Genomic DNA, 20,425 nt, shown 5'->3' with positions numbered 1-20,425 from the left:
CCGGCGTTTACGGCCAGCGCTTCGCACGCAACGGCACCGCACCGGACCCCTCCCCCGTTACCGTCCCGGAATCCTGCGGGTCCGGTTCCCGAGCCCCCGCTTCGAGCGGCTCCACCTCCAGCGGCCGGTCGGACAGCAGGTCCTTGATCGGCACGCCGAGGATCTCCTCCTGGTCGCGCTCCGCCTGCTCCAGCAGCTGGGCCGTGCGGTCCTGCCAGGGCAGCTCCAGCCCGCCCAGCCCGCGGACGGAGCCGCGCAGGCCGATGCCCAGCGCCTTCATCAGGTCGTAGAGCGTGGCCTCGCTGAGGTCGCGGGTGACGACCCAGGCGTTGTGCGTGGTGTGGGCCACCCAATGGGCGTCGCGAAGCTGCTCAAGGATGCCGTCGATCAGCACCGTGCCGACCGGCACGCGCCCGACCAGCGTCCGCCGCCGCAAGCCGACGCCCAGCCGCGTCCCCTCCAGAAGCTCGTGCAGGACGGCCAGCGCCAGACCCAGCCGCTGGGCGGGCAGCAGCCCCTCCGGCCCGCCGCGGGTGATCTTGCCGGCCCGCCATTCGGGCAGCGAGGCGGTGATGACCGCGCCGAACAGCACCGTCGACCAGGCGATGTAGAGCCAGAACAGGAAGATCGGCACGGTCGCCAGCGCGCCGTAGATGGTCTGGTAGGCGGGAAACTCCTTCATGTACATGGCGAAGCCCGCCTTGGACGTCTCCAGCAGCAGCGAGGCGACCGCCCCGCCGCAGGCGGCGTCCATCCACCCCACGTCTCGGTTGGGGATGATGACGTAGAGCAGCGTGCAGCCGACCAGCTGCAGCATGAAGGGCAGGATCGCCCCGATCCCCACCAGCGGGTCGGCGAAGCCCTCCAGATGGGCGAACTGGAGCACCGCCCACAGGGTGCTGGACAGCGACAGGCTGGCGCCGGCGAACAGCGGGCTCAGCGACACCACCGCCCAGAAGGACAGGATGCGGGTGACGTAGGAGCGCGGTTCCCGCACCCGCCAGACGGTGGCGAAGGACCCCTCGATGGTCCAGATCAGCAGGACCGCGGACATCGCCAGCCCAACGATGCCGAACACCGGCATCTGCCCGGCGTTGGCCATGAAGGCCGCCAGATATTGCAGGATGGCGTCGCTGTTCTCCGGCACGAGGTTTTTGAACAGCAGCGTCTGGATGCGCGATTGCAGCGCGTTGAAGGCGGGAAAGGCCGAAAAGATCGCGAAGCCGATGGTCATCAGCGGCACCAGCGCTAGCAGCGAGGTGTAGGTCAGCGAGGCCGCGGTCTGGAAGCAGTTGTCGTTGTAGAAGCGCATGGAGGAATAGGCGATGAAGCCGCCGATTTCCCGAATGCGCACAAAGGGGTTCCACGCCCCTTTCGAAGTGCCTTCGGTTTCAGCCACAGGACGCCTCCCGCCTTGGTTTGACCGGGCCGGTCTTTCGTGTAGGATGCGGCCCACTTTTCAAAGCATACTCTGGATGCACGAGGTACGGATGTCCAACCCGAAGCCGCTCATGGACGGCAAGCGCGGCCTGATCATGGGCGTGGCGAACGATCGGTCGATCGCCTGGGGAATTGCCTCCACGCTGGCGCAGCATGGCGCCGAACTGGCCTTCACCTATCAGGGTGATGCGCTGCTGAAGCGTGTGAAGCCGCTGGCCGAGCAGGTCAACGCCCCGCTGCTGCTGCCCTGCGACGTCACCGACGAGGCCAGCGTCGACGCGACCTTCGCCGCCATCGAGAAGGAATGGGGCAAGCTGGACTTCCTGGTTCATGCGATCGCTTTTTCCGACAAGAACGAGCTGGATGGCCTCTACCTCGACACGACGCGGGCCAACTTCCTGCGCACGATGGACATCTCCTGCTACTCCTTCACCGCGGTGGCGCAGCGCGCCGTCCCGCTGATGAAGGACGGCGGCAGCCTCCTCACCCTCTCCTACTACGGCGCCGAGCGCGTGATGCCCCACTACAACGTGATGGGTGTCGCCAAGGCCGCGCTGGAGGCGAGCGTGCGTTACCTGGCGGTCGATTTGGGCGGTCGGGACATCCGCGTCAATGCCATCTCCGCCGGTCCGATCAAGACGCTGGCCGCCAGCGGCATCGGCGACTTCCGCTACATTCTGAAGTGGAACGAGCTGAACGCCCCGCTGAAGCGCAACGTCACCATCGGCGAGGTCGGCGGCGCCGGCCTGTTCCTGCTGAGCGATCTCGGCACCGGCGTGACCGGCGAGGTCATGCACGTCGACTCCGGCTACCACACCGTCGGCATGGTCGCGGTGGACGCGGCGGCCGAGGTGTCGCAGCTCCTGGGGTCGCTGGGCGGCGCGGGCAAGCCCGCCTGATCCCAGGCCTATGGCAACGGCGGGTGCGTCCGGTTCGTTCCGGAACGCCCGCCGGAAACGCCCTTACCCCATTTGAGACATTTTTTACCGAACGTCGTATTACTTACTTTTGCGCGCCGCAGCATACCGCTATTCTTCACACATACGGAAGGTTGCGGAAGGTGACGGTCGGATGCGTGCACGGCGTCAATCGGATTCGGTGTCCCCAATTCTGGAGCAAATTCTCTACGGCGGCTCCAGCGTCTCGATGAATTTGATCACCATCACCCGCGAGATTCCCGAAGAAAACCGCCTGTTCCGTGCCCGTGGGTTGAACAAGGCCATTCTCTTCAAGTATCCGAATTTCGACGAAGACGCCGACGACTATGCCAACCCCATCGCCGACGAGGATGAGGACGGCGACGCCGCATCGCGGCCGGTCGAAACCGGCATCTACATTCCGCACAGCGTCGAACACACCGAAGCGGGCGGCCTCGCCATTTATCTGCGTGCCCGCAACAGCAACATCCTTCTGGCCGAACAGTTCGGCATCGGCGAGGCCAACAGCGAGGCCGCGGCCGCGGACCTGCGCACCCTCACCCTGATCGACAGCGTGCCGTCGCTGGACGCCTTCCTGCTGAAGGCGTGCTTCGAAGGTGAAAAGGTCCCGGTGGACAAGCGTCACTGGGCGATCAGCGACACCGAGGACCAGCAGCTCCGCCGCCTGATCCGGGCGCGCATCGAGCCCATCGTGCGCAAGGCCATCGACGGCGGCGGCAACGGCGCCCAGAGCATCGAACGCTTTCTGGAGGCGATCTGGAATCCGGAGCTTGAGGAGGCCGGCCTGTTCGTCTCGGCCTTCGGCATCGACCGCAGCGAAGCGGACCAGATCTTCAGTGCCTGGAAGGGCACGACCTTCTACGAGTACCAGCTTCGCCGCATTGCGCCGCGGGCGCGGATCATCCTGAACTGGCTGAAGTCGCGGGAATGCATCCCGGTCGACATCCGCATGCACAAGCCCTATGAGACCCAGCTTCTGATGCACATCGAAAAGGTGGGCAAGCTGCTGGAAACCACGCTGCTGGACATTCGGCAGATTCTCGCCGATTACGAGGCGAGCTTCTCCGCCTTCATGGCCGGCCAGCCGGAACCCTTCCGCGACTATCTGCGCAAGATCCGCTCCCATTACTGGCTTCTCGGCTACTGCGTCTCCGCCTTGACCAGCGTGTCCCACCTGGACGCCCGCTGCATGAAGAACAACCCGCAGCGCAAGCTCTACTTCGAAGCCACGCACAAGCTGCTGCGCCAGTTCGAGGTCGCGCTCGACCGCCGGCGTGAGCAGAAGGGAGCGTTCTAAGCCCCCTCGCGCTTGACGCGCCGGCCGAAACGCCGCAAGAAACGCGCTCGACCGCAAAACTTGCGGTAACATCGTGTCGCATCGGGAGTCCTCGCCATGGCCGGCAACAGCTTCGGAACGCTTTTCCGCTTCACCACCTGGGGCGAGAGTCATGGGCCGGCGATCGGCGTGGTGGTGGACGGCTGCCCGTCGCTGCTCTCCCTGACCGAGGCGGACATCCAGCCCTGGCTCGACAAGCGCCGCCCCGGCCAGTCGCGCTACACCACCCAGCGCCAGGAGCCGGATCGGGTCAAGATTTTGTCGGGCGTGTTCGAGGGGCAGACCACCGGCACGCCGCTCTCGCTGATGATCGAAAACACCGACCAGCGGTCCAAGGACTACAGCGAGATCGCGTCCAAGTTCCGGCCCGGCCACGCCGACTACACCTACTGGAAGAAATACGGCATCCGCGATTACCGCGGCGGCGGGCGCTCCTCGGCCCGCGAGACGGCCTGCCGCGTGGCGGCGGGTGCGGTGGCGCGCAAGGTGCTGGGCGACGGCGTGACCGTCCGCGGCGCGCTGGTGCAGATCGGCCCGCACAAGGTGGACCGCAGCCGCTGGGATTGGGCGGAGGTGGACAACAACCCCTTCTTCTGCCCCGACCCGCAGGCCGCCGCCGAATGGGCCGACTATCTGGACGGCATCCGCAAGAGCGGCTCCTCCATCGGCGCGGTGGTCGAGGTCGTGGCCTCCGGCCTGCCCGCCGGGCTCGGCGACCCGCTCTACGACAAGCTGGACGGCGATCTCGCCCGCGCCATGATGACGATCAACGCCGTCAAGGGCGTGGAGATCGGCAACGGCTTCGAGGCCGCCACCCTGACCGGCGAGCAGAACGCCGACGAGATGCGCGCCGGCCCCAATGGTGAAGCGGAGTTCCGCTCCAACCTGGCCGGGGGCATCCTCGGCGGCATCTCCACCGGCCAGGACATCGTGGTGCGCTTCGCCGTGAAGCCGACCAGTTCCATCCTCACCCCGCGCCAGACGGTCGATCTGCAGGGCAAGGACACGGACATCCTGACCAAGGGCCGCCACGACCCCTGCGTCGGCATCCGCGCCGTCCCGGTCGGCGAGGCGATGATGGCCTGCGTCCTGGCCGACCATCTGCTGCGCCACCGCGCCTACGCGCGGGGCTGAGCCCGATGCGGGGACGCAGGACGGCGGCGTGGCGCGGCGGCGTGATCGCGGGGTTTCTGCTGGTCGCCGCCCTTCCCACCGCCGCCCAGGCCCAAACCCAGGCCCCGACCTACCGCGAGCATGCGGAGACCTTCAAGGACTGGCGCCTCTACTGCCAAGTGTGGAGCGAGCCGCGCCGCGTCGAATGCGAACTGCTCTCCCGCCCCGGCAGCGACCGGCGATCGCGCCTCGTCTGGCTGCGCTCCAGCGAGCGCTGGCTGGAGGGGATGCGCTTCCGGCTGGACGAGCAGGCGATGGACCTGTCGAAGATCGTCCGCGTTTGGGTGGACCGGGCGCTGTTCCGTCCCGAATATCCGTGCGAGCGGTTCGAGTGGGAGACCAACACCTGCGCGGTGGTCGATCCGGAAACCAACGCCAAGCTGGTCGAGCGGCTGGCTCCCGGCAAGGAGGTTTCCGCCGTCGGCTCCGCCCCGGCGGGCGGCAAGGCGGAGGTGCGCTTCTCCCTGACCGGCTTCAAGCCGGCGTTGGAGCGCATGGAGGAGATCCGCCGCGAGGCGGGCATACGCTGGAAATAGACACGGCGCTCAGGCCGGATCGCCCTCGCTCTCCGGCTTGGCGTATTTTTTCTTGGCGCGGTCCAGCGAGGCGAGAAGCTGCTGGCCGATGGCCCCGCCGTCGCCGTTGATCCGCCCGGCCATCACCGCCTTGATGGCGTCCACATGGGCCTTCAACAGCAGGCGCTCGTTGCCGGTGACGGCGGGGAAGCCGCCCTGCGTCGCCTCGTAGAGCGACTTGGCGATGCGGGTGATCAGCGGATAGCCGAAAATGCCGCCCTGCCCGCGCATCTCGTGGGCGGAGCGGTTGATCTGCGCCATCAGCGCCGGGACCGCGGCGGAGTCCCCGCCCAGCCGATCGACGCGGCGGGCCAACTCGTCGACCTCTCCGGCGATCCAGGTCGCGTAATCGCCCGCCCGGTTTTGGATCTCCGCCTCCGCCGCCGCCAGCACTTCGTCGGGAAGCGTCGGCACAGGGTCCTTCGGCGCGATGCCCATCTTGGCGCCCAGCCGGTTGTGCAGATCGAAATGAATCACCGGAAAGCGGTCGATGCCTGCCGCCTTGGACGCGCTGTGCACCACCAGGATTTCCCTGGGTCCGGTCATCCGGCAATCCATCGCCACCGGGCGTTGCGTCCGCCGCCGGTCCGGTCCGAAGTAGCCCTTGGCGAGCACGAAGCGCCGCGGCCGGGCGATGGCCGCCAGCAGGCGGCTGGCGATGATTGCCGCCGAAAAGGGTTTGGCGATGAAGTCGGTGGCGCCCAGGTCGCGCGCCTGCTCCACATAATGGCGGTCGGCGGCGCCGGACAGCATCAGCACGGGCAGGAAGCGGTCCGGCGATTTCGGGCTGCAGCGCAGCCAGCGCAACAGCATCAGTCCGTCCACCTCCGGCATCACCAGATCGGTGATGACGACGTCCACCGGCGCCGTGCCGGGCGGCAGGGCGGCACGGCGCTCCTCCAGGAAGCGGATGGCTTCCGCCCCACCCGGCTCGGCATGCACCGCGCCGACCCCGATTGTGCGCAGGGTCGCGGTCAGCACGTTGCGGATGAAGGCGCTGTCCTCGACCACCAGAACCGAGAGGAGGCCGAGCTTGGGCGCGCCTTTGCCACCCGGATCGTTCATCGACGGAACCACTGCTTTGGAAGTGGATGCAGTCTTCGCACGGGCAACGGCCGCTTGGCGAGACACAACTTAGGAAAGGCTGGGTTGCAACTCCCCGGCGAAGCGTCCTGTCGCCCTGACCGGAGGTGGGGCTTTGCGAAGCGCCGCCGCCCGGATACCCTGTCGGACAAAACAGCATCGACCACAACGACGCCAACACACCGGAGGAGAGCACCAAGATGCCGCAGCCCGATCACGTCATGGCCCTGCCCGTTCCCGAGACGCCCGACCTCGACCCGGACATGGCCGCGCTCTTCGCCAAGTGCGAGGAGAAGCTGGGCTTCGTCCCCAACGTGCTGCGCGCCTACAGCCTGCGCCCGAAGAAGCTGCGCACCTTCGCCCAGCTCTACAACGAGCTGATGGTCGGCGAGAGCGGCCTGTCCAAGCTGGAGCGCGAGATGATCGCCGTGGTCGTGTCCTCGGCCAACCATTGCTACTACTGCCTCGTCGCCCACGGGCAGGCGGTGCGCAAGCTGTCCGGCGATCCGGAGCTGGGCGAGATGCTCGCCTTCAACTACCGAGCCGCCAAGCTGGAGCCGCGCCAGCGCGCCATGCTCGATTTCGCGTGGAAGCTGACCAAGGAGCCCTGGACCATGGGCGAGCCGGACCGACAGGCGCTGCGCGACGCCGGCTTCGGCGAAGAGGACATCTTCGACATCGCCGACACCGCCGCCTTCTACAACATGTCCAACCGCGTCGCCTCGGCGGTGGACATGATGCCGAACCGCGACTACCACAAGCAGGACCGCTAAACGCCCGACCGCCAAACGCTGGACCGTTGACGCCGCGCAACCACCGGAGCCCCCTCGGATGCTGAGGTTCTTTGTCCGCCTGTTCGCCCTCATCGGCTTCCTCGTGGTGGCCGCCGTGGTCACCGGGGTCGTGCTGGCGGTCCGGCACGAGCCCTCCCTGCCCGAGACCGTGGTGCTGGAGTTGGACCTCCGCGACCCGCTGGCGGAAGGGAGCGTGGACCGGCTGGGCAGCTTCCTCGGCCACGAGACGACCTTCCAGGAGGTGCTCGACGCGCTGGAGCGTGGACGCACCGACCCGCGGGTGAAGGGCGTGCTCGCCCGCTTCGGCGGCGATGGCGCCAGCTTTGCCCAGGTGCAGGAGCTGCGGGCGGCGGTGGAGCGGTTCCGCGCGTCGGGCCGCTTCGCCATCGCCTTCGCCGAATCCTACGGCGACACCGGGGCGGGCAACCGCTCCTACCTGTTGGCCAGCGCCTTCGACGAGGTGTGGATGCAGCCGCTGGGGCTGCTCGGCCTGACCGGCCTGTCCGCCCAGATCCCCTTCGCCCGCGGCGTGCTGGACAAGCTGGACATCCAGCCGCAGGTCTTCCAGCGCGAGGAGTACAAGAGCCTCGCCGACAGCGTCATGCGGACGGACTTCACGCCCGCCCACCGCGAGATGATGGAATCCCTGCTCGGCGACCTGACCAACCAGATCGTCGACGGGGTGGCGGTGAGCCGCCGCCTCCCCCCCGCCGCCGTCAAGGCGGCGATGGACCGCGCGCCCCTGATCGACCGCGAGGCGGTGGACGCCAAGCTGGTCGACCGGCTGGGCTACGCCGACGAGGCGCGGGAGGAGGCACTGCGCCGCGCCGGAGCGGCGCCCGGCGCCGACACCATGGAGGCGGCGGATTACCTGGGCATCGCCGGCCCGCCCAACCGCAGCGGCCCGACCATCGCGCTGATCCACGCCACCGGCACCATCACCGGCGGCGACAGCGGCAAACCCGGCCTGGGCGAGGTCACCGCCGGGTCGGAGACGATCGTGGCGGCCGTCGAGGACGCGGTGGACGATCCCGACGTCAAGGCCATCCTCTTCCGCATCGACAGCGGCGGCGGCAGCGTGACCGCGTCCGAGACGATCCGTCGCGCCCTGGTCAAGGCCCGGCAGTCGGGCAAGCCGGTGATCGCCACCATGGGCGGCACGGCGGCGTCTGGCGGCTACTGGATCGCGCTGGCCGCCGACCGCATCGTCGCCTCCCCTGCCACGGTGACCGGCTCCATCGGCGTGGTCGCCGGCAAGATGTCGGTCGCCGGCCTGTCGGAGCGGCTGGGCGTGCATTGGGGCGTCCTCGACACCGCGCCGAACGCCGGCCTGTGGTCGCCCTTCCGCCCCTTCGGCCCCGACGGGGAGGAGCGACTGAACGCCATCATCGACAGCAGCTATTCCACCTTCCTGTCCCGCGTGGCGGAGGCGCGGCACCTCACCCCCGAACAGGCGCGGGACGCCGCCAAGGGCCGCGTCTGGACCGGCGCCCAGGCCAAGACTCTCGGGCTGATCGACGAGTTGGGCGGGGTCGCCACCGCGCTGACGCTCGCCAAGCAGGCGGCGAAGCTGGCGCCGGACGATCCGGTCACCGTGACCGCCTATCCGCGCCCGAAGCCGCTGATCCGGGAAATCCTTGATCTCGCCTCGGGCAAGGGCGATCTGGTGGAAGCCGTGGCGGTGCTGGCCGGGTTGCGCCCGGCGCTGGCCGAGTTGGCGCCGCTGGTGAAGGCGGCCCGCAGCGGTGCGGTGGAAGCGCGCATGCCGCCGCTGGGCCTCGAACGGTAAAACGTTTGGACAAAATTCAGGCCGGCGGGACAACCGCCGGCCTGCAGAAGAGTGGCTGCGTCGCGTTGTGACGGCTGCGTCTCGTCAGAAATGCATCGTCAATGGCGCGTCGCATACCCCGCCGAACAGAGCATCATCAGCGAACCGGCGCTGGTCCGGTTCTCACTTTCCAAGTAACTCTGAAATCCTGGCGAGCAGACCAACCGCGCGATTTCGTCCTTGGAAAAGACCGGCAGGAAGGGATTGTTCGACAGCTCCTCGTAAGCAGCCCTGGCCACTACTCTCAGATTAAGCGGAATCGCCGCGATATATCGGTCGAGAGCACATTCGTCCTCGCGCTCCATCTGGCGCACTCCTTTCCTACGTTTCTCGTGATTAGTGGCTACGGATTAAAGATTGCGCAAAGCGCCAATCGCGTAAAGCGACATAAGCGAACGGGGCAACAGATCCTGCACAGTGTTGTGCCCGTATCACATCATACCTTCTGGGTAAGCTGTGCGCTGGTGGCAAATCCCATCGATTTTTATCTTTCAACCCCGCCATGAAGCGGGGCATCGGGAGAAAGGAACGAGGCACCGCCGCGCCATGAATTCACGCAATCAAGCTCAGGCCATTGAAAAGGAATGGATATGGAAAATCACTGCACATTCGAAAGTCTCGTCTCGACGATCCCTGAAAGCCGAAATCGGCCCTTATCGAATTCGGCTCTGAAAATCCATTAGTCATATGCGCAACGTCGAAGACAGCGCGTGGCGCGCTACGCGCTTGATCTTTAGAAAGCCGGCACGGCGCGCTCCTTCGAAGGACGGATTGCCCGGATTGACTGGCAGGAACGCTTCCTATATAGCCGCTGAACCCTTCGCCGTTTCAAAACCGCCGGCGCGCACGGAAAAGGCAAGGCGCCGCGCAAGGGAGGGTTTGAATGTCACGGTCGGACGGCAAATAATTCAGTAGGCCGTCCTTTACTCCCGCAGACCTGAAGTGCTCCGTGGAACCAGAAGACAACGATCACACCATCGCCGACGCGCCCACGTCACCCGATGAGGGCGCGGACAGGGTTTCCGTCTATGGTCCCTATCCGGAAGGCCGGGATCGGGTCTGCTGCATCGTCGGCATCGGCGCATCCGCCGGCGGGTTGGAGGCGCTCCAGCGCTTTTTCGACAATGTGCCGGGGGAAAGCGACCTCGCCTATGTGGTGGTCCAGCATCTCTCGCCGGTCCACAAGAGTCTGATGGTCGATCTGCTGGCCAAGCACACCGCCATGTCGGTGGTGCAGGCCGCGGACGGCATGGCGGTTGAGCGCAACACCGTTTATCTGCTGCCCCCCGCCAAGCATTTGTCGATCGAGGACGGGCGGCTGATCCTGACCGCCAAGGACGCCGCCGGGGGCATGAGCCTGCCCATCGACATCTTCTTCACCGCTCTCGCCAAGGACCAGGGGCCGCGGGCGCTGGGCGTGGTGCTGTCCGGCACCGGGTCGGACGGAACGCGCGGCCTGCTGGCGATCAAGTCGGCGGGTGGCTTCGCCGCCGCGCAGGACCCCGAATCGGCGCAGTTCGACGGCATGCCGCGCAGCGCGATCGCCACCGGGCAGGTGGACATCGTGAAGACGGCGGACAAGCTGCCGGGCTGCCTGATCGAACACGCCGGCCGGGTGCTGTCCCGCAACCTGCCCGTCCCGGCCAAGCCGCAGGAGCGCGACAACGACCCCCTGGCGCAGATCGTGGCGGCCATCCGTTCGGTCACCGGGGTGGATTTCTCGCACTACAAGCTGGCGACCCTGCTGCGCCGGATCGAGCGGCGGATGCACACCGCCGGCCTCGACTCGATGAGCGACTACGCCGCCCTGCTCCGCCGCAACAGCGCCGAGACGGTCAGCCTCTACAAGGAGATGCTGATCGGCGTCACGCGGTTCTTCCGCGACGAGGGGGCCTTCGCGTCGCTTGCCGACAAGGTGATCCCCACCCTGCTGGCCAAGCGCAGCCCCACCGACATGGTGCGCGTCTGGGTTTGCGGCTGCGCCACGGGCGAGGAGGCCTACTCCATCGCCATCCTCTTCGCCGAGGCGCAGGAACGGATGGGGCGGTCCTTCGACGTCAAGATCTTCGCCACCGACATCGACCAGGACAGCATCGAAATCGCCAGCCTGGGCGAGTACCCGCGCTCCATCGCGGAGGACGTGTCGCACGACCGGCTGACCCGCTACTTCTCCGCCCGCGGCGACCATTATCTGGTGTCGCGCGACATCCGCCGCATGGTGGTCTTCGCCGCCCACAACATCATGCGCGATCCGCCCTTCACCAAGATCGATCTGGTGAGCTGCCGGAACCTGCTGATCTATATGGACTCGCCGCTTCAGCGGAAGGTGCTCAGCCTGTTCCAGTACGCGCTGCGGCAAAGCGGCTTCCTGTTCCTGGGCACCAGCGAGACGCTGGGCGACCTGTCGGCGGAATTCCACGTCCTGGACAGCCGGAACAAGCTGTTCCAGAGCCTGCGCACCGGGACCCACCGGCTGTCGCGGCTGCTCGTCCCCACCGTCGCTTCTCCGGTGCACCGCCACGGCGACGAGACCTTGTCGCAGGCGCAGGAGGAAGGGGCCGCCATCGACGAGGCGATCTCGACCCTGATGCGGGCCTATGTGCCGCCCAGCCTTCTGGTCAACGAGCAGATGAACATCATGCACGTGTTCGGCGAGGCGTCGGCCATCCTGAAGGTGCCGCCGGGCGAGGCCACGCTGAACGCGCTGAAGCTGCTGCCCTCCTCGGTCTCCATGGTGGTGGGGACCGCGCTGACGCGGGCCTTCCGCTCCGGCGAGGAGTTCGCCCTGTCGAACATCCCGGTGAAGGACCGCGAGGGGTTGCCCGCCGTCAGCCTGCGCGTGAAGCCCTTCGTCGCGCGCAAGACCGGCCGGCGCTTTGCGCTGATCGTGCTCGACCCCAGCGCCCCGGCGCTGGCCTTGCCGGACAGCGACTTCGACTTCGACACCGACACCGCGGAGCGCATCCGCGGGCTGGAGCAGGAACTGGTTTCCCGCGGCGAGAATCTCCAGGCCACCATCGAGGAGCTGGAGACCGCCAACGAGGAACTCCAGGCGACCAACGAGGAGCTTCTCGCCTCAAACGAAGAGTTGCAGAGCACCAACGAAGAGCTGCAATCGGTCAATGAGGAGCTGTATTCCGTCAACGCCGAGTATCAGGCGAAGGTGGAGGAGCTGACGGAGGTCACCAACGACCTGGACAACCTGCTGCGCTCGACCGAGATCGGCACGGTCTTCCTGGACAGCGGCATGGTGATCCGGCGCTTCACCCCGGCGGCGGCACGCTTCATCAACATCATCCCGCGCGACGTCGGGCGGTCGATCTCGCATCTGTCGACCAACATCGACTACCCGGATTTCCTCAAGGACATCGAACGGGTGTTCCACGACCACAAGCCGGTGGAACGCCATGTCCCGGTGCGCGGCGACCGCTGGATCCAGACGCGGATCCTCCCGTACCTGACCGAGAAGAACCAGGTGGCCGGTGTGGTCGTCACCTTCGTGGACGTCACCGCCGCCAAGGCCGCGGAGCACCGGCTCCAGACGGTGCTGGACAGCCTGCCCGAGCATGTGGCGGTCATCGATTCCGATGGCGCCATCACCATGGTCAACCACGCCTGGCGCATGTTCGGCGAGAAGAACGGCGCCCCGGCGCTGGACCGCTGCGGGCCGGGAACCAATTATCTTGATGTGTGCAACGCCGAGGAAGGAACCGAAGGCGAAGACATCGCCCGTGCCGTGAACGACGGGCTGCGCCGGATTCTGTCCGGCGACATCGAGCAGTTCACCATCGAATACCCTTGTCACTCCGACAAGGAGGAGCGCTGGTTCATGATGCACGCCTGCCGTCTGGCCGGATTGTCAGGGGGAGCGGTGGTCAGCCACATCGACATCACCAACCGGAAGCGGATGGAACTGCGCGCCAGCGGACGGCGGAACGGCCAGAAAAAATCCGGGCCATCCATTGCCAAGGACCCGGCGGCCGGGGGCGCGGCGTGAACGGATTCCGCAACGAACGGCTTCGCAAGCGCGCGGAACAGGCCCTCAATTCGGGCGGCTTCGAAGGGGCGGAGGTCTCGGCGACCACGCTCAAGGAAGTCCTGCACGAGCTGTACGTCCATCAGGCCGAGCTGGAAATCCAGAACGAGGAGCTGCGCACCGCCCAGCAGGCGCTGGAAGCCTCGCGCATCCAGTATCTCCAGCTGTTCCAATCGGTGCCGCTGGCCTGCTTCACCATCAACGCCGCGGGCATCATCTGCGAGGCCAACGTCGCCGCGGAGCGGCAGTTCGGCCTGCCGTTGCGCCGGCTGAAGGGCCGCCCGCTGACCCTGATGGTGGAGTCGCTGGACCATGGGCGCCTGTTCACGGCGCTGGCCCGGCTGCGCGATTCCGGGCAATGGACGCGCCAGGAATACGCCTTCGTCGGCGCCCACAGCGCCATCGACGGGCTGACCGACGCGCGGGTCGTCGAACTGGAACCCGGGCCGGACGGCGTCGACAAGGGCGACGTCCTGCTGACCATCACCGACGTGACGGAGCGCAACGCCTGGGTCAGCGAGCTTCAGGAGGCCCGCGACGAGGCGGAGCGCACCCGTGCCGCCTACCACCACATCCTTCAGGCGGTGGCCGACGGCATCTGCGGTCTGGACGCGCGCGGCGCCGTCACCTTCGTGAACGCCGCGGCCCAGTCGATGACCGGCTTCGGCGCCAGCGAACTGGTCGGCCGTTCCTTCACCGCGCTGATCGGCGGCGACGCCGAGGAGGAAGGCCGGCGCGCCCTGACGCTGTCGCTGGCCGACGGGCTGGTCCGGCAGGTGACCGACGGGCGCCTCCGCCGCCAGGGCACCGACGATTTCGTGGCGGAGCTGACCGTCTCCCCGATCCTCCAAAACGGGGCGATCACCGGGGCGGTGGTGGCCTTCCGCGACGTGACCGCCCGCCGCGCCGCGGAACAGGCGCTGGCGGAGAGCGAGCGGCGGCACCGCACGCTGGTGCAATCGCTGTCCGAAGGGCTGGTGATGCGCTCGACGGACGGCACGGTGATGGTGGCCAACGCCATGGCGGAACGGTTGATGTCCGGGCCGACGGGCGTGCTGCTCGACCCCCTTGCCCGCCCCCTCGAAAGCCGCAAGCCGGGCGATCGGACGGGCCGCGCGGCGAGGCGGCGCTTCATCGGCGCCGACGGCGCCCGGTTGACCGGACTGCCGCCCACCGCCAAGGCGGTGGACAGCGGAAAGCCGGTGGTCGAGCAGATCGTCGGCATCGCCGAGGGCGATGAGGCGGCAGCCCCCACCCGCTGGCTGCGTGTTTCCAGCCATCCGGTGCCGGGCGCCGACGGACGGCCCGAGGCGGTGGTATCGAGCGTCACCGACATCTCCGCCATCAAGTCGATGGAGCGCGACCTGAACGTGGCGCTGGACGCCAAGGAGCGTTTCATGGCGGCGGCCAGCCACGACCTGCGCCAGCCGGCCCAGGCCCTGACCCTGCTGTCCGGCCTGCTGCTGAAGGAGCCGATCCCCGAAGACGCGCGGCGCATCGCGACCCAACTGCGCGACACCGTGGCCTCGCTCGGCGGGCTGCTCGACTGCCTGCTGGACATTTCCAAGCTGGAGGCCGGTCTCGTCACCCCGCACAGCGCCCCGGTCGAGGTGGGGACGATCATGGAGCGGCTGCACGGGGAGTTCCGGGCAGTCGCCGCCTCCTCCGGGCTGACGCTGCGCACCGTGCCGGTGCGGCTGGGCGTCTGCACCGACGGCGGCCTGCTGGAGCGGGTGCTGCGCAACCTGCTGACCAACGCCATCCGCTACACGCGGCAGGGCCGGATTCTGTTCGGGGCGCGGCGGCGCGGTGGCGCCCTGCGGTTCGAGGTGTGGGACACCGGCATCGGCATTCCGGAGAACCAGATCGACCGCATCTTCCAGGACTTCTACCAGATCGGCAACGCCGCCCGCGACCGGCGGGAAGGGCTGGGCATGGGGCTCAGCATCGCGCGGCGCCTCGTCCACATGCTGGGCGGCACCATCGAGGTGACCTCGACGCCGGGCAAGGGCTCCTGTTTCGCCGTTACCCTGCCGTCGGGGGCCATTCTCGACGAGCGGCACTGCGGCGATTCATCGGACGACTCCGCCGCGGGCAGTGGCGAGGCGGACGGCGACGCCTCCGTCCTGCTGGTCGAGGACGACGCGGTGATCCGCATGGCTTTGGCCCTGATGCTGGAGGGCTGGGGCTATCGCGTGACCGAGGCCGGTTCGGTGGCGGAAGCGCTGGAGCTGGTGGACGGCGCGCTGGTGCCCGACCTCGTGCTCACCGACTACCGCCTGCCGGACGGCGACACCGGGCTGATGCTGATGGACACGCTGCGCCGCCGCTTCGGACCCGACCTGCCGGGGGTGCTGCTGACCGGCGACACCTCGTCCGACCGGCTGCGCGAGGCCGCCGGCGCGCAATGCGCCCTGCTGCACAAGCCCATCCAGCCCGACGACCTGCGCCGCACCGTGCGCGCCAGCCTGGAGCACCGCGACGTGGAGACGGAAGCGACGTAGCGGTAAACCTTGCCCCACCCCGGCCCTCCCCCGCGTTGCGGGAGAGGGTGCCTTCTGCGAAGCGGCGGCAGTCCCCTCCACCTCGTAGAGGGGGAGGGTTAGGGAGGGGGCAAAGCCGCTGCCTTACGGACGCTCCAGATCGGCCTGGGTGGCGCGCTTCAGGTGGTTCAGCCGCTCCTCGGCCTCGTTGCGGGCGTAGGGGCCTTCCACATCCATGCCGAAGCTGACATAGAAGCCGTCGGCCTGGGCGATGTGGGTTCCGACGGGCAGATACTCGTCGGAGGCCTCGTCGTTGCCGATGATCGCGCCGTTCCGGATTTCCACGATGTGCGCCATGACCCGCTCCCCCAACGTCGTTGGTGAACACCAATCGGTGTTCAACGGTGGCGGTCCCGTCCGGGTTCCTTACGCTTGCCTCCGCCGCACCAGCCGGTCGAGGCGCAGCCGGTGCCGCCGGTCGCTGAGCCGCCGCACCGTCGCCAGCGACGCCGCCAGCACACCCAGCCCGGTCGCGCCGGAAATCAGGAACATGATGAGGATCTGGTACTTCACCGCCTCCCCCGGATCGACGCCGGAGAGGATCTGGCCGGTCATCATGCCGGGCAAGGACACCACCCCCATGGCCGCCATGCTGTTGATCGTCGGCATCAGCGCGGTGCGCAACGCGTGGCGCAGGATGGGCCGCAGGGCCGTCCAGCGGGTGCAGCCGAGCGCGAGCTGCGCCTCGATGGCCGACCGCTCCCGCGCCGCCGTCGCGGTCAGGGTGTGGAGGGCCAGCCCCACCCCGCTCATTGCGTTGCCCAGCACCATGCCCAGCATCGGAATGGCGTAGCGCGCGTCCCACCAAGGATCGGGCCGCACCGCGGTGGACAGGCCGAGCAGCAGGACGATCCCCGCCGCCGTCCCCATCGCCCCGGTGCCGATGCCGTAGGACCACCAGCCGGCCAGCCGCCGCTCCTGCCGGGCCATCGTCTCCTGGCCGGCGAACAGCAGCATGACCAGCGCCGCCCCCAGGGTCAGCCAGGGCGATTCCAGGGCGAACAGCCGGGTCAGCACCAGCCCGACCAGCGACAGTTGGACCACCATCCGCAGCGCCGCCACCAGCAGCGGCCGCGCCAGCCCCAGATCCAGCGCCATGGACAGGCCGCCGTTGACCAGCAGGAGCAGCCCGGCCACGGCGAGGTCGGTGTAATGCAGGGACACCAGCATCGCCCTACCCCTCCGTCACCACGCCATCCGCGACGTGCAGATGCCGCCGGGCCAGGCGGACGGCCTGCTCCGGCGCGTGGGTGACGATCAGCACGCCGGCCCCGCGGGCCAGCTCGGCGCGCAGCAAAGCCTCGACCCGCCCCGTCGCCTCGGCGTCCAGCGCTCCGGTCGGCTCGTCGAGCAGAAACACCTCCGGCCTCTGGACCAGCGCGCGGACCAGCGCCAGCCTTTGCCGCTCCCCCGTGGACAGGCGGGCCACCGGCCAGTCCATCACCTCCCCCGGCAGGCCCAGCGCCATGGCGAGCGCCGCAGCGCGGTCCGGCTGGGCGAAGTGGGGGCCCACCCGATCCTCCCACCAGCCCGACTCGGCGGCGACGTAGGTCACCCGGCGGCGCCAGAGCGGCGCGGGCATGTCCTCCCGAAGATCACCGTTCAGCCGCACCTCCCCGGTCGACGGGTCGAGATCGGCCAGGGCGCGCAACAGTACGGATTTCCCCGATCCGGATTTCCCCTGAACGGAAACGCACTCGCCGGCCTCCACCTGGAAACTGGCGGGCTTCAGCACGGTCGTGGACAGGTTGCTCACGCTCAGCATGGCGGGGTACGGCGACTATTCCGGAAGGTGGAAGGGGAGATTACCAGCCATTCATGGCGGAGTCCTTGCGCGGAACGTCTCGGGGGCTATGGTACGCCCCACCGCTCATTCCGGCCTGAACCGAGACCATGACCGACGCCTCCAACGACCACGCCGTCTTCACCCACCGCGAAATCATGCGGGTGTTCAGCGGAGTGGCGCTCGCCATGCTGATGGCGGCGATGGACCAGACCATCGTCGCGACGGCCCTGCCGACCATGGCCCACGACCTGGGAAGCCTGGAAAACCTGCCCTGGGTGGTCACCGCCTATCTGCTGGCCTCGACCTCGACCACGCCGATCTACGGCAAGCTGAGCGACCTTTACGGGCGCAAGCGGGTGCTCCAGGTGGCGATCTTCCTGTTCCTGATCGGGTCGGTGCTGTGCGCGCTGGCGCAGAGCATGGGTCAGCTCATCCTGTTCCGCGGCATCCAGGGGCTGGGCGGCGGCGGCCTGATGGCGCTGGCCTTCACCATCATCGGCGACGTGGTGGCCCCGCGGGAGCGCGGGCGCTACCAGGGCTACATCGGCGGCATCTTCGCCCTGTCCAGCGTGGCCGGGCCGCTGCTGGGCGGCATCTTCACGGAACGGCTGAGCTGGCACTGGATCTTCCTCATCAACCTGCCCCTGGGGGCGGCGGCGCTGCTGATGACCAGCCGGGCGCTCGACCGCCTGCCGGCGGGACGGGCGAAGCCGACCATCGATTATCTCGGGGCGGCGCTGCTGATGGGCACGGTGACCTCCCTGCTGTTCGTGGTGTCGCGCGCCGGGGTCGCCCTGCCCTGGACCTCCCCGACGATCCTCGGCCTGTGCGTCCTGGGCCTCATGATGCTCGGGGTCTTCCTGTGGCACGAGCGGCGGGTGAATGAGCCGATCCTGCCGCTGCACCTGTTCCGCGAGCCGGTTGTGGCCGTCGCCAACCCGGTGGTGGCGGTGTCGGCCATGGTGCTGTTCGCCGGCATCGTCTATCTGCCGCTGCGCTCGCAACTCGTCGCCGGGACCAGCGCCACCACGTCGGGCTTCCTGCTGCTGCCGATGGTGCTGGGCATGGTGCTGGGCGCCGGGGGCGGCGGTCGGCTGATTTCCAAATCCGGCCGCTACAAGGTCTTCCCGCTGGCCGGACTGGCGCTGGCGGCGGTGATGTATCTGGCGCTCGGCCTGTCGCCGACGGTGTCGGAAAGCGGACTGTGGTCCACGCTGATCCTGGTGCCGCTGGGCATCGGGCTGGGGCTGGTCATGCCGGTGATGACGGTCGCCGTTCAGAACGCGGTGGACCGGCGCGACCTGGGTGCGGCCACGGCCTCGGTGGGCTTCTTCCGCTCGCTCGGCGGGTCGGTCGGGGTGGCGGTGTTCGGCGCGGTCTTCGCCGCCGACGTCGAGTCCCGGCTGAACGCCGCCGGCCTGCCCGGCATCAGCGGGCGCGAGGTGATGGAACGCGGCCCGTCCGCCCTGGCCAATCTGGCCCCCGCCGCCCGCTCCACCGCCCAGTCGGTGTTCGAGCACGGCTTCTCCACCCTGTTCCTGCTGGCCGCCGGGCTGGCCGTGGTGTCCTTCGTGCTGACCCTGTTCCTGAAGGAGCTTCCGCTGCGCTCCGCCGCCGACGCCGCCAAGGCCGGGGCGGAGATCGCCTGAGAGTGGGAGTCAGGCGCTACGCCTTGTCCTCGCTGGGGAAGTGCCGCCCCTCGCCCAGCTTGTCCTCGATGTAGAGCATGTTGACCAGCACCAGCATCACCACCGCGAAGGGCGTCGCCAGGAACATGCCCATCAGCCCGAACAGCACGCCCCCCGCCGCGATGGCCGCGATGGTGATGACCGGGGGCAGATCCACCACCTTCTTCTGCATCAGCGGCATGACGACGTTGCCCTCGACCTGCTGGATCGCCAGGTAGAGCAGCGCCACCCACAGCGCCTCCTGCGGCGATTGGGCGAACGCGATGAGGATCGCCGGGACCGCCGCCAGGAAGGGGCCGATCAGCGGAACGAATTCCAGGAGCGCCGCCAGCAGGCCCAGAGCCGGAGCGCTCGGAATGCCCAGCAGCAGCAGGCCCACGGTGGTCAGCACGCCGACGATGGCCATGGCCGAAAGCTGCCCGATCAGCCACTTCCACAGCGAGTCCCCCATCACGTCCATCACCTCCCGCGCCCGCTCATGGCCGCGCGGCGGCACCAGCAGGATGACGCCGCGCTGGTAGACGCCGGGCGAAGCGGCGAGGTAGATGGCTGTGAACATCACCACCACCAGATCGCCCAGAAAGAACATCACGCTGGACGCGACCGTCTGCAGCCGATTCAGCCAGGAGGAGGCGTCCTGCCCCTGCTTCATGATCTGGTCGCGCAGCGAACCGGGAAGCTGCTGAACGGCCCCGCTGATCTGCTGGGAGAGCTGGTCGAACTGGCTCACCACCGACTGGCCCATCAGGACGCCACCGCCGATCAGAAGCACCGCCAGCAGCAGCAGAACGACGCCGAGCGACCACCCCTGCGGCAGTCCGGTGAAGCGCCGCACCAGCCCGGCGATGCGCTGGAACAGGATCGCCAGAAGCACGCCGGCGAAGACCAGCAGCAGCGCGTCGGCCACCTGCCAAGCCAGGAACAGCGTCCCCACCACGCCGGCGGCGATCAGCATCTTCCAGGTGAACAGCTTCAGTTCGGTCGCGGTGTTCCGCCCGGCGGTCGCCGGCTCCCCAGCTTGCGCAGAGGCATGAAGGGGAGCCTGTCTGGTCGCGTCCATCGTTTCTTCCCGCCGTGTTGCCACCGGCATGCCGGTCCGATGGACAAACGCCGCCCGCAGGAAAGTGTTGCACCGTCAGCCCGCTAGCACCTTCGTGCTAATACGCTTATCCGAATGCGCGCGGACGGTTGGCGCCCCATATAAT

The 20,425-nt window shown here is 68.1% G+C and carries 16 protein-coding genes; 9 read left to right on the top strand and 7 right to left on the bottom strand.

Going from position 1 to position 20,425, the window contains the following annotated elements; all coding sequences use genetic code 11:
• Positions 1 to 7: 7 nt before the first annotated feature.
• Complete coding sequence (locus ABAZ39_RS04315) at positions 8 to 1,354, bottom strand: YihY family inner membrane protein (RefSeq protein WP_038527040.1); 1,347 nt, start codon at positions 1,352 to 1,354, stop codon at positions 8 to 10.
• A gap of 136 nt (positions 1,355 to 1,490) precedes the next feature.
• Here ABAZ39_RS04315 and fabI point away from each other — a divergent pair, with 136 nt between their 5' ends.
• The 4 genes from fabI to ABAZ39_RS04295 all read left to right on the top strand — a co-directional run bounded on the left by fabI (position 1,491) and on the right by ABAZ39_RS04295 (position 5,423).
• Positions 1,491 to 2,339, top strand: coding sequence for an enoyl-ACP reductase FabI (gene fabI, locus ABAZ39_RS04310; protein WP_014240881.1), 849 nt, complete (start codon positions 1,491 to 1,493; stop codon positions 2,337 to 2,339).
• Between the two features lie 199 nt (positions 2,340 to 2,538).
• Positions 2,539 to 3,675 carry a hypothetical protein gene (locus tag ABAZ39_RS04305; protein WP_247881624.1) on the top strand — a complete coding sequence of 379 codons (1,137 nt, stop codon included), beginning with the start codon at positions 2,539 to 2,541 and terminating at the stop codon, positions 3,673 to 3,675.
• A 96-nt stretch (positions 3,676 to 3,771) separates the two neighbouring features.
• A complete protein-coding gene (aroC, locus tag ABAZ39_RS04300; RefSeq protein WP_038527034.1) occupies positions 3,772 to 4,848 on the top strand; it encodes a chorismate synthase in 1,077 nt (358 codons plus the stop codon).
• A 5-nt stretch (positions 4,849 to 4,853) separates the two neighbouring features.
• Positions 4,854 to 5,423 carry an invasion associated locus B family protein gene (locus ABAZ39_RS04295; protein WP_038527031.1) on the top strand — a complete coding sequence of 190 codons (570 nt, stop codon included), beginning with the start codon at positions 4,854 to 4,856 and terminating at the stop codon, positions 5,421 to 5,423.
• A gap of 9 nt (positions 5,424 to 5,432) precedes the next feature.
• Here ABAZ39_RS04295 and ABAZ39_RS04290 read toward each other — a convergent pair whose 3' ends face one another.
• On the bottom strand, positions 5,433 to 6,527 hold the full coding sequence (locus tag ABAZ39_RS04290; protein ID WP_038527027.1) for a response regulator: 1,095 nt from the start codon (positions 6,525 to 6,527) through the stop codon (positions 5,433 to 5,435).
• 218 nt (positions 6,528 to 6,745) lie between these two features.
• On the opposite strand from ABAZ39_RS04290, the gene ABAZ39_RS04285 reads away from it, so the two are divergent.
• Positions 6,746 to 7,318: a peroxidase-related enzyme gene (locus tag ABAZ39_RS04285; RefSeq protein ID WP_014240886.1), complete on the top strand. Its 573-nt coding sequence runs from the start codon at positions 6,746 to 6,748 to the stop codon at positions 7,316 to 7,318.
• Positions 7,319 to 7,376: 58 nt separating this feature from the next.
• Complete coding sequence (gene sppA, locus ABAZ39_RS04280) at positions 7,377 to 9,128, top strand: signal peptide peptidase SppA (protein ID WP_038527024.1); 1,752 nt, start codon at positions 7,377 to 7,379, stop codon at positions 9,126 to 9,128.
• A 98-nt stretch (positions 9,129 to 9,226) separates the two neighbouring features.
• Here the strand turns inward: sppA and ABAZ39_RS04275 are convergent, their stop codons facing one another.
• On the bottom strand, positions 9,227 to 9,472 hold the full coding sequence (locus tag ABAZ39_RS04275) for a hypothetical protein (RefSeq protein WP_038527021.1): 246 nt from the start codon (positions 9,470 to 9,472) through the stop codon (positions 9,227 to 9,229).
• Between the two features lie 644 nt (positions 9,473 to 10,116).
• Here ABAZ39_RS04275 and ABAZ39_RS04270 point away from each other — a divergent pair.
• A complete protein-coding gene (locus tag ABAZ39_RS04270; protein ID WP_038527018.1) occupies positions 10,117 to 13,164 on the top strand; it encodes a chemotaxis protein CheB in 3,048 nt (1,015 codons plus the stop codon).
• Complete coding sequence (locus ABAZ39_RS04265) at positions 13,161 to 15,707, top strand: PAS domain S-box protein (RefSeq protein WP_038527015.1); 2,547 nt, start codon at positions 13,161 to 13,163, stop codon at positions 15,705 to 15,707. Before ABAZ39_RS04270 ends, ABAZ39_RS04265 begins: the two co-directional genes overlap by 4 nt.
• Positions 15,708 to 15,830: 123 nt before the next feature.
• Here the strand turns inward: ABAZ39_RS04265 and ABAZ39_RS04260 are convergent, their stop codons facing one another.
• The 3 genes from ABAZ39_RS04260 to ABAZ39_RS04250 all read right to left on the bottom strand — a co-directional run bounded on the left by ABAZ39_RS04260 (position 15,831) and on the right by ABAZ39_RS04250 (position 17,511).
• The gene (locus ABAZ39_RS04260; RefSeq protein WP_038527012.1) at positions 15,831 to 16,043 is read right to left on the bottom strand and encodes a hypothetical protein; all 213 of its coding nucleotides are present in this window, start codon (positions 16,041 to 16,043) and stop codon (positions 15,831 to 15,833) included.
• Between the two features lie 69 nt (positions 16,044 to 16,112).
• Positions 16,113 to 16,916 (bottom strand): ABC transporter permease, encoded by an 804-nt coding sequence (locus tag ABAZ39_RS04255; RefSeq protein WP_038527010.1) that lies wholly within the window; start codon positions 16,914 to 16,916, stop codon positions 16,113 to 16,115.
• Between the two features lie 4 nt (positions 16,917 to 16,920).
• On the bottom strand, positions 16,921 to 17,511 hold the full coding sequence (locus ABAZ39_RS04250) for an ABC transporter ATP-binding protein (protein WP_038527007.1): 591 nt from the start codon (positions 17,509 to 17,511) through the stop codon (positions 16,921 to 16,923).
• Between the two features lie 128 nt (positions 17,512 to 17,639).
• On the opposite strand from ABAZ39_RS04250, the gene ABAZ39_RS04245 reads away from it, so the two are divergent.
• A complete protein-coding gene (locus tag ABAZ39_RS04245) occupies positions 17,640 to 19,181 on the top strand; it encodes an MDR family MFS transporter (RefSeq protein ID WP_038527004.1) in 1,542 nt (513 codons plus the stop codon).
• A gap of 16 nt (positions 19,182 to 19,197) precedes the next feature.
• On the opposite strand, the gene ABAZ39_RS04240 is transcribed toward ABAZ39_RS04245, so the two are convergent.
• Positions 19,198 to 20,280, bottom strand: a complete 1,083-nt coding sequence (locus ABAZ39_RS04240; protein ID WP_051657795.1) for an AI-2E family transporter — start codon at positions 20,278 to 20,280, stop codon at positions 19,198 to 19,200.
• Positions 20,281 to 20,425: the final 145 nt, after the last annotated feature.

Source organism: Azospirillum argentinense (genome assembly GCF_000632475.1).
Classification (GTDB): Bacteria; Pseudomonadota; Alphaproteobacteria; order Azospirillales; family Azospirillaceae; genus Azospirillum; species Azospirillum baldaniorum.
This window is presented reverse-complemented; position numbering and strand designations above follow the sequence as displayed.

Bases quoted from the DNA above. Each gene is read 5' to 3' on its own strand.
- ABAZ39_RS04295 (WP_038527031.1), top strand. From the start codon at position 4,854: ATGCGGGGACGCAGGACGGCGGCGTGGCGCGGCGGCGTGATCGCGGGG.
- ABAZ39_RS04245 (WP_038527004.1), top strand. From the start codon at position 17,640: ATGACCGACGCCTCCAACGACCACGCCGTCTTCACCCACCGCGAAATC.
- aroC (WP_038527034.1), top strand. From the start codon at position 3,772: ATGGCCGGCAACAGCTTCGGAACGCTTTTCCGCTTCACCACCTGGGGC.
- ABAZ39_RS04260 (WP_038527012.1), bottom strand. From the start codon at position 16,043: ATGGCGCACATCGTGGAAATCCGGAACGGCGCGATCATCGGCAACGAC.
- fabI (WP_014240881.1), top strand. From the start codon at position 1,491: ATGTCCAACCCGAAGCCGCTCATGGACGGCAAGCGCGGCCTGATCATG.
- ABAZ39_RS04285 (WP_014240886.1), top strand. From the start codon at position 6,746: ATGCCGCAGCCCGATCACGTCATGGCCCTGCCCGTTCCCGAGACGCCC.
- ABAZ39_RS04290 (WP_038527027.1), bottom strand. From the start codon at position 6,527: ATGAACGATCCGGGTGGCAAAGGCGCGCCCAAGCTCGGCCTCCTCTCG.
- sppA (WP_038527024.1), top strand. From the start codon at position 7,377: ATGCTGAGGTTCTTTGTCCGCCTGTTCGCCCTCATCGGCTTCCTCGTG.
- ABAZ39_RS04255 (WP_038527010.1), bottom strand. From the start codon at position 16,916: ATGCTGGTGTCCCTGCATTACACCGACCTCGCCGTGGCCGGGCTGCTC.
- ABAZ39_RS04275 (WP_038527021.1), bottom strand. From the start codon at position 9,472: ATGGAGCGCGAGGACGAATGTGCTCTCGACCGATATATCGCGGCGATT.
- ABAZ39_RS04240 (WP_051657795.1), bottom strand. From the start codon at position 20,280: ATGGACGCGACCAGACAGGCTCCCCTTCATGCCTCTGCGCAAGCTGGG.
- ABAZ39_RS04250 (WP_038527007.1), bottom strand. From the start codon at position 17,511: ATGCTGAGCGTGAGCAACCTGTCCACGACCGTGCTGAAGCCCGCCAGT.